Genomic DNA, 14,460 nt, shown 5'->3' on the forward strand with positions numbered 1-14,460 from the left:
CATTTTTAGCCAAAGTACCGACCTAATCCTGCCATTTTGTCGCAGTTCGGAAAGGGGGGCGGATCCGCTAGAGCTGAAGTGGGGAATGCCTCTTCGAACTTGACCTGCCTGTTTCGCGCTCTGCGCAGCGGGTCACCCGCTCAAGAGAGACCGCGCAGCCATCCGCTGGCTCACTTTTCGGGGCGTGTCGTTTCGAACAAGAACCAGAATCTGCGCTCGGTCTCGTCTATCCAGTTTTCCAGCAGGCTGGCGGTGGCTACGTCGCCGTGCTCATCGCAAAGAATATGGGTTTGGCGCATCGAAACGAGCAGTTGCTTGTTGTCTTCCCGCAATTCCGCCAGCATGCCATCGGGCGTCACGAAATCCGCATCGTTATCCGCAAGGCGCTGCAAGCGGGACGCGTGGCCGATCGAACGCAACGTCGTGCCGCCGATTTTGCGGCCGCGCTCCGCGATCGCGTCCGTCATAGCGAAAATCTGGTCAGCCTGTTCGTCGAGGAGCAGATGGTAGTCCCGGAAATGTCGACCGGACATGTGCCAATGGAAATTCTTGGTCTTGAGATAAAGGGCAAACACGTCGGCAAGCAGCGTTGTCAACGCAGCGGCGATATCCTTTACGGCATTGGCGCCGAGGTCGGACGGCGTATCGAGGCCCGCGTGCTTGCGGTCTTTGGCGGTGCTATCAGACATAATTCCAGTCCCCGAAAGGTCGAGCGCGATTTGGTCCCGCGCCCTGCATGGAGGTGATGTAAGACGCTATCTGCCGCAACTTCAATGACTCACGCGGCAACAACGGCGCGCAGCGACATCAAAATACAATTAAGGAGCCAATCTCCAATACCGCTGAGGTCGCGTCGACCGATCATGCGAACGTGTGGCCGGACCTGTCATCGAGAGTCCGCGCCCGCGAGTGCTCACGGAGAGAAGATGACGGATTACGTAACCACGACCGACGGCACCGAACTGTTCTACAAGGATTGGGGACCTCGCAATGCTCAACCCATCGTGTTTCACCACGGATGGCCGCTGAGCTCCGACGAATGGGATCCGCAGCTCATGTACTTTCTGTCTCAGGGCTTCCGCGTGGTCGCCCATGACAGGCGCGGGCACGGCCGCTCGTCGCAAACCGAGCTCGGGACTGACATGGACACGTATGCGGCCGATGTCACCACCCTCGTAGAACGCCTCGATCTCTCGGGCGCCGTGCATATCGGTCATTCGACCGGAGGCGGTGAGGCAACACGCTATGTCGCTCGCGCGAAACCGGGTCGTGTGGCGAAGGCCGTGCTGGTCGGCGCCATCCCGCCGGTCATGCTGAAGTCGGACAAGAACCCGGGCGGGCTGCCGATCGAGGTTTTCGACGGATATCGTCAGGCACTTGCCGCCAATCGCGCCCAGCTCTACCTCGATGTCGCAAAAGGTCCGTTCTACGGCTTCAACCGGCCAGGCGCGCCGGTCCACGAGGGAACCATCCGGAATTGGTGGCGGCAGGGCATGATGGGCGCCATCAAGCCGCACTATGATTGCATCAAGGTCTGGTCCGAGACCGACTTCACGGACGACCTGAAGCGGATCGGCGTGCCGGTGCTGGTGATGCACGGCGACGATGACCAGGTCGTCCCCATCCATGATTCCGCCCTGTTGACCGTCAAGCTGCTCAAGCAGGGCGAACTCAAAGTCTACAAGGGCTATCCGCACGGCATGCTGGCGACGAACGCCGATGAACTCAATGCAGATATCCTCGCTTTCATCCGCAAATAGGGCCCGCACGCATCGAACAGCGTCAGGAGCGATCGCATGAACGCCAACGCGCGCCCCATCACCGGCCCCGGGCCGCACGTTGTGCGGGCGCTCGGGGAGACGCCGATTTTCTCGCCCGGCGACACCGTCAGGGTGCTCAACCGTTCGCCGATCGGGCACTATCGCGTTCCGATCTATCTGCGCGGACGCGTAGGCGTCGTGGAGCGGGTGCTCGAACCCTCTCAGCTCGACAACGAACGCGAGGGCTTCGGGCTGAACGCCGGCGACAAGCGCCACTATTACCGGGTGGCCTTCGCGCTCGGGGAGCTGTGGCCCGGCTATGTGGGTCCGTCACATGACAATTTGCGCATTGAAGTCTTCGAGACATGGCTGGAGAGGATCTGACATGGCAACGCAACCCGGCAATGCGGGTGATGAAGGGGATCACGCCCACCACCATGATCACGACCACGATCATGATCATCCGCACGCGCCGATCGCGCAAGAAGTCGAACCGGGCTATTTCGAATTGATGGAGACCGCGATGCGGGAACTCCTGGTGGAGTGCAAGCTTATCGGCCCGGACGAAATCAGGCGACAAATCGAAGTGCTCGATTCCAGAACGCCGGCGCTCGGCGCCAAGGTCGTCGCCCGCGCATGGGTCGATCCCACGTTTCGCGAAAAGCTCCTCGAAAACGGCCGAAAGACGTGCGAAGAATTCGGGATCAGCTTCTACGATGATACACAGCTCATTGTGCTTGAGAACACCGACACGGTGCACAATCTCATCGTTTGCACCCTGTGCTCATGTTATCCGCGACCTGTGCTCGGCCTCCCGCCGGATTGGTACAAGGCTCGGAATTATCGAGCGCGAGCGGTGATCGAGCCGCGCAAGGTGCTGGCGGAATTTGGTACCACCATCCCCGATGGTGTCGAGGTCCGCGTCAGCGATTCGACTGCAACGGTACGCTTTCTGGTGCTTCCGATGCGCCCTGCCGGTACGGATGACTATGATGAAGAAGAGCTTGCGAGCTTGGTGACCCGGGATGCCATGATCGGCGTTATTCCGGTTCGCGTCAGTCAGGAGGCCGCGGCATGAGTCAGGCTGAAAACCTCGTCAATCGACTGCCCAACGACATTGGCGGTCTCACCGCCGGTCACATCGAGATGACCGATCACGAGCTGTTGCCGTGGGAGAAGCGCTGTCACGCGCTCGCGGACGTGCTGGACTTCCACAAGATCATCAACACCGAAGAGAAGAGGCGCGGGGTCGAGGCGCTCGGCACCGAGATGGTCGGCAAGCTAAGCTATTATGAGCGCTGGATTGTCGCTTTCGCCAATATTCTCTTTCAGAAGGGAATCCTGGCGCCCGAGCACCTCGCCGTAAAAATGGATGAGGTGCAAAAGCGCTGGCGGGACGAAGCGGCGAGAGCCTCGCGCGCGGGGTTGTAGCAGCGATCACTTGGAGGAGGTCTCATGAGCACTGACAAAAACGAAGCCACCGAAGCGGATTACGACACGATCTTGCGTGCCAACGCGGAGCGGGTCTTCAGCGAACGCGACCCCGCGGCAAGGCGCCGCGCGCTCGATCAACTGTGGTTGCCGGATGGCATCCTTTATGAAGACGGCCATGCCGTGACCGGCCTTGATGCGATCTCGGACACGGTCGGTGCCCTGCTGGATACACTTCCACCAGGAATGACCTTTGCGGCCGTCGGTCCTGCCGTTGGCCATCACGGCCTGGGACGGCTGCGCTGGCAGGCTAAGGACGGCAGTGGCAATCCTACACCGATCTGGGGAACGGACGTTGGCATCTTCCGGGATGGCAAGATTGCGCAGCTCTATGTCTTGCTGGATCCGGCTCAATGACATGACAAGCGACATCGAGAGACGTCTTCGCGCCTTGGAAGACGAGGCGGAGATCCACCGGATGGCCGCCCGTTTCAGCGACGCCGTCAATGCCCGCGACCTCGCCGCGTTCGCGGGCCTTTGGGCAAGTGCGGGAGCGATCTGGACGATCGGACCGCCTCTTGCGTCGCAGGCCGAGGGACGCGAAGCGATCGTTGCGATGCTCGGTCGTCTCAACCAGATCGAACGCTATTTCATGCAGATGACACATTCGGGGGTCGTCACTCTCGCCGGAGATCGTGCAACCGCGCGATTTATCATCCGCGAACACGGCCGCGGCGACGGCACCTATTACGACAATCTCGGCATCTATAATGATGAGTTGATCCGGGAGGCGGACGGCTGGCGCTTCGCCAAACGTAGCTACGCATACCGATTTCTCAACCAAAAGCCTTTCGACGACGATGCGTTCGACGCGTCCAAATAGGTGACGCCTCCCGCATCACTGCCTGACTAACGGCCAATCCCCGTGGCGGCGTTTACCCAACCAAGCCACAACGAATGAAGGATCACGCTTTAGCAGCGCGGCCGGCGGGGGCGTTATGGCTTGGCCGGCAGCTTTAACGCGCTTTAACGCCGTTTAGCTTGGCTAAGGCTGGGGATTGCGAGCACTCTTTGCGCGCGGACAGGTATCGACCGCGGGTGGATCGCCCCTTTCCCAAATAGTCGCGCTCACGCGCTGCTTCGTTATAGCCAGCATGACATGCCAACGAGCTTGGACCACCCAGAGACGATCGTCGCCATTCCTATTGGACGACGACCGTGCGCGCTCAGCGGGCCGTCCTTGCGGCGTGAGCGGGCGCAGAGGGACGGCCCGACCGGCCGAAATTCGACACTCAGCCACGCAACGAGCCAATCGTCCATGAGCGTCTCTCGCGCGGGCGCGGCCGTGCTTACGCTTGCGCGTGAAACGGACCATGGCGTGGCCCCGCCGCCCAAGCCCTGCAACGCGAACCAGAGCCCCGGCGACTTGGTTTCTCCGTTGTCGACCCTGGCGCACCAAGAGCTGATCAATGCCCTCCTCGGCGAGGCGTTGGCACTTCTCGATCAAGACCGGGCATCCGCACGTCGTTGCATCGAAGGCGCGCGATCGCTCATCCGCGCACCCGATCACGAGGACCGTCCGAGGAACTGCCTCTTGGCTGAGTGGCAGGTTCGGCGCGCCAAGGAGTTCATCCGCAACAATCTCGCAACCTGTTTGCGCATGGAGCTGGTCGCCAGGCATGTCCAATTGAGCGCCAGCTACTTCTCGCGTGCCTTCAAAGCGACAGCGGGCGTTTCCTATTCGGACTTTCTTGTCAACGCCCGAATCGATCTTGCCAAACAGCTGCTCCTTACGACGGACATCCCGATTTCCGAGGTGGCGCTTGCCTGCGGGCTCGCTGATCAATCGCACTTGACGAGATTGTTCGGGCGGATCGTCGGTCTGCCGCCGAACACGTGGCGGCGACAGGTCCTGGGAGCGGGATCGTAGATGTATCAACCAAACAGTCGATCAGAATCGAAGGGAGGATGCGATCGCCCAAGATCGCGAACGATCGAGCGGCTTTTAGATTGAGGATCGCCTAACGCGCCACGGAGGTCAGGGATTGAGCAGACGTGCCCGGCTTACCCCATCGGCGTAGAAGGCGTGCCCTCAGCGGACGTAACCAAGACGACAGACCAAAATCCACACAGACCAAAATCCACCTCGAAGAAAGGACCTGAAATATGCATAAGAAAGTCTTCACGCCTGCCAACGCGGCCATGCTGCTGATCGATCATCAGATCGGCACGATGTCGTGGACCCACTCGCACGATATCAACCTCGTCAAGGCAAATGCGATCAAGCTCGCCAAGATCGCGGTCGGATCGAATATTCCGGTGCTGCTCACCGTCAGCATGGAAGATCACGTTCAAGGGCCGCTGATCCCTGAGCTGAAGGAGATCTTGCCCGAAGCCTATGAGAAGCGGGTCAAGCGGCCGGGAATCGTCAATGCGATGCACCACCAGGGCTTCAATGACGCCGTGAAGGCGCTCGGTCGCAAGAAGCTCATCGTCGCCGGTATCACCACCGAGATCTGCGTCCTGTTTCCGGTCCTGCAGATGCTCGACGAAGGCTACGAGGTGCAAGTCTCGGCGGATGCGTCGGCCTCGTACACCAAGTATGGCGACGACATCGCGTTGCGCCGCATGGAACAGGCCGGCGCCATCATCAGCACGCACGACCAGCTGATTTCGGAGCTGGCGGTTGATTGGACCACTCCGATTGGCCAGAAACTCTCCGGTATCCTCAACTACCATTAATCGGCATTGCCGCTCTGTTGAAAGAGTTCGCGGTCGCGCGCCGCCTGTTCGCAGCGCGCTACTGCCGAAACCTCCGCGGGCCGGCTCGCTGCGTCAGCGACGAATTGCATGACATCACGACCGGAATTGAACCCAACGATGCCGTCAATCTGTCTTCACGGGGGACGAATGATATGAACCAGACTTTTGCTAGGGGGCAGCCCATCGTATTGAGCCTGCTTCGCTTCACCACGGGCCTGCTGCTGCTGCAGTATGGCATCGCCAAGATCTTCAAATTTCCCGTTGTGCCTTACTTTGCCAATATCCCGCCCCTCATCACCGTAGCGGGCGCGATCGAGCTGATTGGCGGCACGCTGCTGCTGCTTGGCCTTTTTTCGCGCCCGGTCGCGTTCATCCTGTCAGGCCAGATGGCGTTCGCTTACTTTCTGGGTCACATGTTCAAGGGCGCGGATCCGGTTTTCCTGCCGCTGCTGAATGGCGGCACGCCCGCGATCCTGTTTTGCTTCACCTGTCTCTACCTGGCGACCTCGGGCGGGGGCCCGATCAGCCTCGATGCAATGCTGAACAAGAACATCCATGGGAGGGCCGTATGAAAATGCTCGATTGGAACGCTTACCGCGTTCAACTCCTTGCCGGCGTCGGCGAAATGGGCAAGCTCAGCCCGGACACGGTCAAGGGGTATGTCACCCTCAGCGGGGCCGGCACGAAGACGGGTCACCTGGATGCCAAGACCCGAGAGTTGATTGCGCTCGCCGTGTCGATTACGTTGCGATGCGATGGCTGCATTACCGTTCACTCTGCCCAGGCAAAAAAACTGGGTGCGACAACGGAAGAGATCGCCGAGGCACTCGGCGTTGCTGTCGCGATCAATGCGGGCGCAGCCTTGGTCTATTCAACGCGCGCGCTCGACGCTCTTTCGGCGCTCGAAGCGACCTGACGTCGTTCGGGCCGACAGGTGCCTTGCGACGGTAGCCCAACGGCATGGCGGCTGTCGACGCAAGCCAGCTTCATCCGCGGCGGCCGAGCCGTTAGCTGCCCATCGCGAATGATGGTTTCGAAGCGCGTAGCCCTGAGAGGCTAGAGGAAAGTACCAAGTCATGTTCGGATTGACGGCGCTCGAGCTGGCGCGAATCCAGTTCGGGTTCACCATCTCCTTCCACATCATCTTTCCGGCCATCACGATCGGCCTGGCGAGCTATCTCGCCGTGCTGGAGGGCCTCTGGTTATGGAAGAAAAACCCGGTCTATCGGGACCTCTATCACTTCTGGTCGGGTATCTTCGCCGTCAATTTCGCGATGGGTGTCGTCTCCGGGCTGGTCATGGCCTATCAGTTCGGGACCAACTGGAGTTATTTCTCCGCGTTCGCGGGAAGCATCACGGGTCCTCTCCTGACCTATGAGGTGCTCACCGCTTTCTTCCTCGAGGCTGGCTTCCTTGGCGTGATGCTGTTCGGCTGGAACAAAGTGGGGCCGGGCTTGCATCTCTTCGCCACGATCATGGTTGCGATCGGCACGTTGATCTCGGCTACCTGGATTCTTGCCTCCAACAGTTGGATGCAAACGCCGCAAGGGTTCGAAATCATCGACGGGCGCGTCGTGCCGACGGATTGGTTGAAGGTTATCTTCAATCCCTCGTTTCCCTACCGGCTCGCGCACATGACGCTTGCCGCCTATCTGTCGACCGCCCTGTTCGTTGGGGCGGGCGGCGCATGGCACCTCCTCAAGGGACGCAACACGCCTGCGGTTCGCACAATGTTTTCCATGGCGCTGTGGATGGTGCTGCTGGCGGCGCCGCTCCAGATCGAGCTCGGCGATTTGCACGGCCTCAACACACTGAAGCACCAGCCGGCGAAGATTGCCGCGATCGAAGGCCATTGGGAGAACGTGCCGGGCGAGAGTGTGCCGCTGATCGTGTTCGGCTTGCCCGACATGAAGGCGGAAGTCACGCGCTACGCTATCGAGGTGCCGTATCTCGGCAGCTTGATTCTCACGCACGACATCAACGGGCAAATCCCGGGGCTCAAGGAATTCCCGCCGCAGGATCGACCGAACTCCGCCGTCGTGTTCTGGAGCTTCAGGGTCATGGTTGGACTCGGCCTTCTCATGCTCGTCCTGGGTTTCTGCGGGCTTTTGGCACGGCGCGGGCAGCGATTGTACCAATCAAAGGCCCTGCAACGGTTCGCCGTGATCATGGGTCCCTCCGGACTGATAGCAATCCTCGCCGGATGGTTCACCACGGAGATCGGCCGTCAGCCCTGGGTGGTCTATGGTGTGATGCGGACCGAGCATGCCGTGTCGAACCATAGTGCGCTGGCGCTTTCGACGACGCTGATCATCTTCATCGTGATGTATGTCGCGGTGTTCGGCATCGGTGTCTCCTATATGCTGAAGTTGGTGAGTCGGGGGCCGCAGGCCTACGATCATGCCGCAGGTGAGAACCTCAAGGACCCCGGGCAGAGCCAACGCCCTGCACGGCCATTATCCGCGCCGCCCGACAACATCGATCCAACACCAAATCTGGGAGGGCGTTGAGCCATGGGTATCGACCTTCCACTTATTTGGGCTGTGATCATCGGCTTCGCGCTGATGATGTATGTGATCATGGACGGATTCGATCTTGGTATCGGCGTCCTGTTTCCATTCGTGCGCGACCGGGGCGACCGCGACACCATGGTCAACACCGTAGCGCCGGTTTGGGACGGCAACGAGACGTGGCTGGTGCTTGGGGGCGCTGCGCTGCTGGCCGCGTTTCCGCTTGCCTATTCGGTCGTATTGAGCGCGCTCTATCTGCCCTTGGTGTTGATGCTCGCGGGCCTGATCTGGCGCGGCGTTGCCTTCGAGTTCCGCTTCAAGGCCGACGAGGCACATCGACCCTTTTGGGACAAGGCGTTCGCCTGGGGATCGTACATAGCGACCTTTTTCCAAGGCGTGGCTCTGGGAGCCTTCATCAATGGTTTCGCCGTTGTCGGCGGCGCTTATGGTGGCGGTAGCTTGGACTGGTTGCACCCGTTCAGCGTATTCACCGGCCTCGGTCTCCTGGTCGCGTATGCCTTGCTTGGCAGCACATGGCTCATCATGAAAACAGATGGAAACCTGCAACGGCGCATGATCCAAATCGCTCGGCTTGTGACCCTTGCGCTGTTCGGTGTGATCGGCATCGTTAGCTTGTGGACGCCATTGAAGCATCCCGCGATCGCGGCGCGATGGTTCAGCTTGCCCAACATCCTGTTCTTCGCTCCGGTGCCACTGTTGGTGCTGGCGGTCACGGTACTGTTGCTCAAGGTGTTGCGTCCCGGCGGTCATGCGGCACCGTTCCTGCTGGCGCTCTTCCTGCTGTTCCTGGGTTATAGTGGCCTGGCAATCAGCCTGTGGCCGCATTTGATTCCTCCGTCGATCACCATCTGGGACGCAGCCGGCCCGCCGCAAGCATTGGGCTTCACACTCGTAGGCGCGCTGTTCATCATTCCTTTCATCCTCGCCTACACGGCGTGGGCCTATTATGTGTTCCGAGGCAAGGTGAATGCGGGCGAAGGCTATCATTGATGTCGTCCTCCCGCAGCCAGCAGAGCTGGAAGAGTCGGCTTGGCTGGCTGGTGTTGATCTGGACCGCGAGCGTCCTGACGCTTGGTGCCGTCGCACTGATGTTCAGGGGCCTGATGAATGCTGCAGGACTGACGTCCTGATCGGCGCATGGTCATTAGGCCGCTATTTGAAGCGCTTTTACGACAGCTGGATTGGCCTCCAGTTGCGCGATGCGTTGAATGCCAAGACAGGGCCGCGTGCACTCCGCGTGGAGTTATACGGCTCAGGCGCGAAACACAGACCGATTACAAGTCAATGCAGCAGGGCCAACGTAGGATGATCAAGAGGGAAGATCATGATATCCGTTTTAAACAACCGCAATAACGGGCTCGCTGACGATGCTGCGACGAAGCTGTTGCGCGGCTCATCCGCCAATGCCAACGGAGAGCCCGCGAGTGCAAATGCGGCTGCCGACGAAGCTGGCAAAACAGCCGCAAGTTCCGGACAAGGCTCGGCCGTACAGGTGACCATTTCCGCGGACGCAGCGACGCGTTTGCAAGCCCTCAACGCGCAACCGGACAATGTGGCCACGGCGCTGGCGAACCAGCTTCAGCAAAACAGCGACGCGCTCAGTACCTTGGACGCAGCGCGCAAGAACACGGCCGCGGACCGCAAGAAGGAGGCCGAACACAAGCTGCAACAGGCCATCAAGGCTCTTCAACTATTGCAGATCCTCGGCGGCGATCCCGCATCCCAGGCCAGGCAAGCCAAGAATATCGGCAAAAAGATCACGGATGCTGCGGGTGAATACAACACTGCCCTGAAGGACGAGGCAGGCGGCAGCGCCCCCAGTCCTTCCCGCGCAAACGACCCCGCTGCCAAGGCCGCAGATGCGGCCACCGCGACATCCGTCGCGGCAACGGAGGCACGGCCGATCGCCGAGGATCCAGTTGCAGCCGCGGCGACAACCGACAGCAGGCAAGCTTCGATCGGTTCGGACACCACCCGGCAGCAGGCCATCGACGCCTACCAAAGTCCCGCCGACCGCGCCATGGCCAAGGCAACCGCCTACAAACTTGGTCAGCACGATCGGGATGTGCTGGCCTTGTTCAAGGGCGCCGCCAACCAAGTCAAGCACGTGCTGGATGACGCTGCGCAACGGGCGAAAGCCAAGAACGCGGCCGACCCTCGCGACCGGCAAATTGGAAGCGAACTGGACAAGGCGGTCGGCGATCTCGCCGAGACGATCGAGATCAAGCAGTCGGGCGGCGACGTCTCCGCACTGCTCGGGCAGGACAGTCATTCAGCACCGGCTCCCGTGGACATTCTGGCCTGATGCGGTGGCGAGCCAAGTGGGGTTTTTGCGTGTGGCGCCTCAGCTCAAACAGGATGCGGCGCCTTCGTGTGCGGGAGTTCGGGCCCCAAGGCGCGAGCGTCGGTCGGGATTGTGCCGGGTGAAGCGCTTTTGTTTCGTCATCCGGTCGCGGATGTCAACCAAGGCAAGCAGGAGCAGACAATGATCAGATGTGTTCGGATATGGACTGGCGATGACGGCAACTCTCTGTTCGAAGAGGGCGTGATCGACCTTCCCAACGGTGAGCGCGGGGATATCCTGAGCAGGACGGTCCCAGCGTCCAGCATTTCGTTTCGCGAGACCAGGTCAGGCGGCGCGTTCGCTCCGCACGATGCCCCGACGAGGCAGCTCGTCATCACCCTTGGCGGCACACTCCGGTTCGAGACCGCCAGTGCGGCCTCCTTCATCATCCGGCCGGGGGATATCTTGCTCGCCGAGGACACGACAGGAACGGGCCATAGCTGGAAGCTCATGGATGATCAGCCATGGCGCCGCTGCTACGTCATTGTCGGGCCGGACACTGCAATCCCATTCGTCAAGTCTTCGTAATCGTGATCGGAGACGCCCGCCAGCGGCAGCGTCTTGACTGGAGGAGAGTTAAATGACCAAGACCCCAGATACAGACCGTCCCGACGTGGTGCTGATCGGCGCCGGCATCATGAGCGCCACGCTGGGGACTGTTCTGAAAGAACTCGAGCCCTCACTCGTGATCCGCATGTTCGAGACATTGCATGATTGCGGCCTGGAAAGCTCCGATGGCTGGAACAATGCTGGCACAGGCCACGCCGCGAACTGCGAGCTGAACTACACTCCGCAGCGCGCCGACGGCAGCATCGACATCAGCAAGGCTCTCGAGGTCAACACCGAGTTCGATATCTCGCGCCAGCTCTGGTCATTTCTCGTGGAGAAGGGCGCGATCCCCGATCCGAGGGCGTTCATTCACCCGTGCCCACACATGAGCTTCGTCTGGGGTGACGCCAATGTCGCGTTTCTCCGCGCGCGCTTCAAGGAGATGTCCGCGCATCACTGCTATCACGGAATGGAGTATTCCGAGGATCACGCCCAGATTGCCGCGTGGGCTCCTCTCATCATGGAAGGCCGTGACCCGAGCCAGCAGGTTGCGGCGACCCGTATCGTCACCGGCACGGATGTCGACTACGGCGCGCTGACGCGTCTGCTCGTCAAGCATCTCGCAAGCCAGCCTGACTTTACGACCCGCTACAATCGCAAAGTGGTCGCGCTGGATCGCTCGGAGGACGGCCGCTGGCTCGTTTCAGCCCAGGACACATATGACGGCGGAATCGAGACGGTGTCGGCGAAATTCGTTTTCATCGGGGCCGGCGGCGGCTCGCTGCCGCTGCTGCAGAAATCCGGGATACCGGAAGGAAAGGGCTATGGCGGTTTTCCCGTCAGTGGGATCTGGCTCCGCTGCGATGTCGATGCGATCAGCCAGAGGCATGGCGCCAAGGTGTACGGCAAGGCCGCCACGGGCTCGCCACCGATGTCGGTACCTCACCTCGATACGCGCATCATCGGCGAGAAGCAGTCGCTCCTGTTCGGACCTTATGCCGGATTCTCGAGCAAATTTCTGAAATATGGATCGCTCACGGATCTGTTCACGTCACTGAGCGGCGACAACATCATTCCACTGCTCGATGTGGCGCGCGACAATGTGCAATTGTCCGAATATCTCATCGGCCAAGTGATGCAGAGCGCGGACCATCAATTTGCGACGCTGCAGCAATTCTTCCCGAAGGCCGTCAAGCAGGACTGGACGAAAGCCGTCGCCGGCCAGCGTGTGCAGACCATCAAGCCGCATATGAGCGGCGGCTGGTTCAAGCATGAGGAAGGCTTGCTCGAGTTCGGAACCGAGGTTGTCGCTGCTGCGGACAAGTCGCTCGTCGCCTTGCTCGGCGCATCGCCGGGCGCCTCCACCGCAGCATTCATCGCCCTGGAAGTCTTGCAGCGCTGCTTCGATGGCGAACTGACCGAAAGCGGCTGGCTGCCTCGCTTGCGAAACATCATCCCAACCTTCGGCATCGATCTCACCCGCGACGCCGAGGCCTGCCGGAAGACTCGGGCAGCGACGGCAGGATCGCTGAAAATCGAAAACGTCTGAAACGCCGCGTCGCCCGCTCCCGATACCAACCGGTCCCATGAAGGAAAATCCGCTCATGACCGAATCCGCAAACCAGGCCCCGCCAAAAATGACCGACATCCCGATCGGATTACCGGCAGCCGGCACCCGCCAGGAATTCGACTCGATGGGCCACCTGGATGTGCCGGCCTCGGTCTACTACGGTGCGCAGACGGCGCGGTCGCTGATTCATTTCTCGATCGGCGATGACCGCATGCCGAAGGCTGTCTATCATGCCTACGGCATCGTCAAGAAGGCTTGCGCGCTGGTCAACGAAGCTGCCGGGCGCCTGCCGTCCTGGAAGGCGGTAGCGATCGTTCACGCCGCGGACGAGGCGATTGCGGGCAAGCTCGATGCGCATTTTCCACTCTACGTCTGGCAGACCGGATCGGGCACCCAGTCGAACATGAACGTCAATGAAGTGATTTCGAATCGCGCCATCCAGCTTCTGGGTGGCACGCTCGGAACGCAGCAGCCGGTCGGCCCGAACGACGACGTCAATATGGGCCAAAGCTCGAACGATACGTTTCCGACTGCGATGCATGTCGCCGCCATCGACGTGATCGGGAAGCGGTTGCTGCCCGAGCTCGATGCGCTCGCCACCGTTATCGAGATCAAGGCAAAGGGATGGATGGAGGTCGTCAAGGCCGGACGTACCCATCTGGAGGATGCGACGCCGCTGACGGTCGGCCAGGAATGGTCGGGATATGCAGCTCAGATTCGTGCCTGCATGGCGGCCATCGCGGCGTCTCGCGCAGGCCTCTACGAGCTCGCCGTGGGCGGTACCGCCGTCGGTACCGGCCTGAACGCACCGAAGGGCTTCAGTGTCGCGGTGGCGGCGAAGATCGCCGAGCTCACCGGCGAACCCTTCGTCACCGCGCCCAACAAGTTCATGGCGCAGGGCTCGCTCGATGCGATGGTCCGCGCTCATGCCGCGTTACGCGGGCTGGCGGTGGCGTTGATGAAGATCGCCAACGACATGCGCTGGCTGGCGTCGGGGCCACGCTGCGGGCTCGGTGAACTGAAACTCCCGCAGAACGAGCCGGGCTCGTCCATCATGCCGGGCAAGGTCAACCCAACCCAGTGCGAAGCCATCGTCATGATAGCCATCCAGGTCCTGGGCAACGATGCGGGCGTGGCGTTTGCCGGATCCCAGGGGAATTTCGAGCTGAACGCGATGCGACCCATCATCATCAACTCATTCCTGCACTCGGCGACGATCCTGGCGGATGGCTGCGCCAAGTTTCGCAGCTTCTCGGTCGAAGGTACCGAATTGAATGAGGAGAAGATCGCAAGCTACGTGGCCAACAGCCTGATGCTGGTGACGGCACTGTCGCCCGTGATCGGGTACCAAAAAGCCGCTCGCATCGCCGAAAAAGCCGATGCGGACGGACTGACCTTGCGTGCAGCCGCGCTCGCGTCGGGAGACGTGGACGAAAAGACCTTCGACGATGTCGTAAATCCGCGCGCGATGGTCGGCGAAGGCGTCGGCGGCGCTTAGGGCAGCCCCCATGC

The 14,460-nt window shown here is 60.8% G+C and carries 18 protein-coding genes; 17 read left to right on the forward strand and 1 reads right to left on the reverse strand.

Going from position 1 to position 14,460, the window contains the following annotated elements; translation table 11 throughout:
• Window positions 1-170: 170 nt before the first annotated feature.
• A complete protein-coding gene (locus HAP40_RS03735) occupies window positions 171-689 on the reverse strand; it encodes a Dps family protein (protein ID WP_166819053.1) in 519 nt (172 codons plus the stop codon).
• Between the two features lie 237 nt (window positions 690-926).
• Here HAP40_RS03735 and HAP40_RS03740 point away from each other — a divergent pair, with 237 nt between their 5' ends.
• From HAP40_RS03740 to fumC, 17 genes are all read left to right on the forward strand, one after another.
• A complete protein-coding gene (locus HAP40_RS03740; protein WP_208024820.1) occupies window positions 927-1,760 on the forward strand; it encodes an alpha/beta fold hydrolase in 834 nt (277 codons plus the stop codon).
• Window positions 1,761-1,796: 36 nt separating this feature from the next.
• Window positions 1,797-2,144 carry an SH3-like domain-containing protein gene (locus HAP40_RS03745; RefSeq protein WP_166819051.1) on the forward strand — a complete coding sequence of 116 codons (348 nt, stop codon included), beginning with the start codon at window positions 1,797-1,799 and terminating at the stop codon, window positions 2,142-2,144.
• Between the two features lies 1 nt (window position 2,145).
• Entirely contained in the window at window positions 2,146-2,838 is a 693-nt protein-coding gene (locus tag HAP40_RS03750) for a nitrile hydratase subunit alpha (protein ID WP_166819050.1), read from the forward strand.
• Entirely contained in the window at window positions 2,835-3,191 is a 357-nt protein-coding gene (locus HAP40_RS03755) for an SH3-like domain-containing protein (protein ID WP_166819049.1), read from the forward strand. The genes HAP40_RS03750 and HAP40_RS03755 overlap by 4 nt, the downstream gene beginning before the upstream one ends.
• Before the next feature lie 24 nt (window positions 3,192-3,215).
• The gene (locus tag HAP40_RS03760; RefSeq protein WP_166819048.1) at window positions 3,216-3,608 is read left to right on the forward strand and encodes a nuclear transport factor 2 family protein; all 393 of its coding nucleotides are present in this window, start codon (window positions 3,216-3,218) and stop codon (window positions 3,606-3,608) included.
• A 1-nt stretch (window position 3,609) separates the two neighbouring features.
• A complete protein-coding gene (locus tag HAP40_RS03765; RefSeq protein ID WP_166819047.1) occupies window positions 3,610-4,074 on the forward strand; it encodes a nuclear transport factor 2 family protein in 465 nt (154 codons plus the stop codon).
• A 435-nt stretch (window positions 4,075-4,509) separates the two neighbouring features.
• Window positions 4,510-5,121: a helix-turn-helix domain-containing protein gene (locus tag HAP40_RS03770; RefSeq protein WP_166819046.1), complete on the forward strand. Its 612-nt coding sequence runs from the start codon at window positions 4,510-4,512 to the stop codon at window positions 5,119-5,121.
• A 236-nt stretch (window positions 5,122-5,357) separates the two neighbouring features.
• Entirely contained in the window at window positions 5,358-5,933 is a 576-nt protein-coding gene (locus HAP40_RS03775; protein WP_166819045.1) for an isochorismatase family protein, read from the forward strand.
• A 173-nt stretch (window positions 5,934-6,106) separates the two neighbouring features.
• Window positions 6,107-6,526, forward strand: coding sequence for a DoxX family protein (locus HAP40_RS03780; protein WP_166819633.1), 420 nt, complete (start codon window positions 6,107-6,109; stop codon window positions 6,524-6,526).
• Window positions 6,527-6,528: 2 nt separating this feature from the next.
• Window positions 6,529-6,870, forward strand: a complete 342-nt coding sequence (locus tag HAP40_RS03785) for a carboxymuconolactone decarboxylase family protein (RefSeq protein WP_246741381.1) — start codon at window positions 6,529-6,531, stop codon at window positions 6,868-6,870.
• Between the two features lie 160 nt (window positions 6,871-7,030).
• Entirely contained in the window at window positions 7,031-8,464 is a 1,434-nt protein-coding gene (locus tag HAP40_RS03790; RefSeq protein WP_166819043.1) for a cytochrome ubiquinol oxidase subunit I, read from the forward strand.
• Window positions 8,465-8,467: 3 nt separating this feature from the next.
• A complete protein-coding gene (gene cydB, locus HAP40_RS03795; RefSeq protein ID WP_166819042.1) occupies window positions 8,468-9,475 on the forward strand; it encodes a cytochrome d ubiquinol oxidase subunit II in 1,008 nt (335 codons plus the stop codon).
• Window positions 9,475-9,615: a DUF2474 domain-containing protein gene (locus tag HAP40_RS03800; RefSeq protein WP_166819041.1), complete on the forward strand. Its 141-nt coding sequence runs from the start codon at window positions 9,475-9,477 to the stop codon at window positions 9,613-9,615. The genes cydB and HAP40_RS03800 overlap by 1 nt, the downstream gene beginning before the upstream one ends.
• A 194-nt stretch (window positions 9,616-9,809) precedes the next feature.
• The gene (locus HAP40_RS03805) at window positions 9,810-10,790 is read left to right on the forward strand and encodes a hypothetical protein (RefSeq protein ID WP_166819040.1); all 981 of its coding nucleotides are present in this window, start codon (window positions 9,810-9,812) and stop codon (window positions 10,788-10,790) included.
• Between the two features lie 111 nt (window positions 10,791-10,901).
• Window positions 10,902-11,357, forward strand: a complete 456-nt coding sequence (locus tag HAP40_RS03810; protein ID WP_334270912.1) for a hypothetical protein — start codon at window positions 10,902-10,904, stop codon at window positions 11,355-11,357.
• Between the two features lie 52 nt (window positions 11,358-11,409).
• Window positions 11,410-12,927: a malate dehydrogenase (quinone) gene (gene mqo, locus HAP40_RS03815; RefSeq protein ID WP_166819039.1), complete on the forward strand. Its 1,518-nt coding sequence runs from the start codon at window positions 11,410-11,412 to the stop codon at window positions 12,925-12,927.
• A 55-nt stretch (window positions 12,928-12,982) separates the two neighbouring features.
• The gene (gene fumC / locus HAP40_RS03820) at window positions 12,983-14,446 is read left to right on the forward strand and encodes a class II fumarate hydratase (protein ID WP_166819038.1); all 1,464 of its coding nucleotides are present in this window, start codon (window positions 12,983-12,985) and stop codon (window positions 14,444-14,446) included.
• Window positions 14,447-14,460 lie beyond the last annotated feature (14 nt).

Origin of the sequence: Bradyrhizobium sp. 1(2017), assembly GCF_011602485.2 — a bacterium.
Taxonomy (GTDB): Bacteria; Pseudomonadota; Alphaproteobacteria; order Rhizobiales; family Xanthobacteraceae; genus Bradyrhizobium.

Excerpts from the sequence above, each read along its gene's own strand:
- HAP40_RS03735 (WP_166819053.1), bottom strand. The coding sequence starts at position 689 with ATGTCTGATAGCACCGCCAAAGACCGCAAGCACGCGGGCCTCGATACG.
- HAP40_RS03740 (WP_208024820.1), top strand. The coding sequence starts at position 927 with ATGACGGATTACGTAACCACGACCGACGGCACCGAACTGTTCTACAAG.
- HAP40_RS03745 (WP_166819051.1), top strand. The coding sequence starts at position 1,797 with ATGAACGCCAACGCGCGCCCCATCACCGGCCCCGGGCCGCACGTTGTG.
- HAP40_RS03750 (WP_166819050.1), top strand. The coding sequence starts at position 2,146 with ATGGCAACGCAACCCGGCAATGCGGGTGATGAAGGGGATCACGCCCAC.
- HAP40_RS03755 (WP_166819049.1), top strand. The coding sequence starts at position 2,835 with ATGAGTCAGGCTGAAAACCTCGTCAATCGACTGCCCAACGACATTGGC.
- HAP40_RS03760 (WP_166819048.1), top strand. The coding sequence starts at position 3,216 with ATGAGCACTGACAAAAACGAAGCCACCGAAGCGGATTACGACACGATC.
- HAP40_RS03765 (WP_166819047.1), top strand. The coding sequence starts at position 3,610 with ATGACAAGCGACATCGAGAGACGTCTTCGCGCCTTGGAAGACGAGGCG.
- HAP40_RS03770 (WP_166819046.1), top strand. The coding sequence starts at position 4,510 with ATGAGCGTCTCTCGCGCGGGCGCGGCCGTGCTTACGCTTGCGCGTGAA.
- HAP40_RS03775 (WP_166819045.1), top strand. The coding sequence starts at position 5,358 with ATGCATAAGAAAGTCTTCACGCCTGCCAACGCGGCCATGCTGCTGATC.
- HAP40_RS03780 (WP_166819633.1), top strand. The coding sequence starts at position 6,107 with ATGAACCAGACTTTTGCTAGGGGGCAGCCCATCGTATTGAGCCTGCTT.
- HAP40_RS03785 (WP_246741381.1), top strand. The coding sequence starts at position 6,529 with ATGCTCGATTGGAACGCTTACCGCGTTCAACTCCTTGCCGGCGTCGGC.
- HAP40_RS03790 (WP_166819043.1), top strand. The coding sequence starts at position 7,031 with ATGTTCGGATTGACGGCGCTCGAGCTGGCGCGAATCCAGTTCGGGTTC.
- cydB (WP_166819042.1), top strand. The coding sequence starts at position 8,468 with ATGGGTATCGACCTTCCACTTATTTGGGCTGTGATCATCGGCTTCGCG.
- HAP40_RS03800 (WP_166819041.1), top strand. The coding sequence starts at position 9,475 with ATGTCGTCCTCCCGCAGCCAGCAGAGCTGGAAGAGTCGGCTTGGCTGG.
- HAP40_RS03805 (WP_166819040.1), top strand. The coding sequence starts at position 9,810 with ATGATATCCGTTTTAAACAACCGCAATAACGGGCTCGCTGACGATGCT.
- mqo (WP_166819039.1), top strand. The coding sequence starts at position 11,410 with ATGACCAAGACCCCAGATACAGACCGTCCCGACGTGGTGCTGATCGGC.
- fumC (WP_166819038.1), top strand. The coding sequence starts at position 12,983 with ATGACCGAATCCGCAAACCAGGCCCCGCCAAAAATGACCGACATCCCG.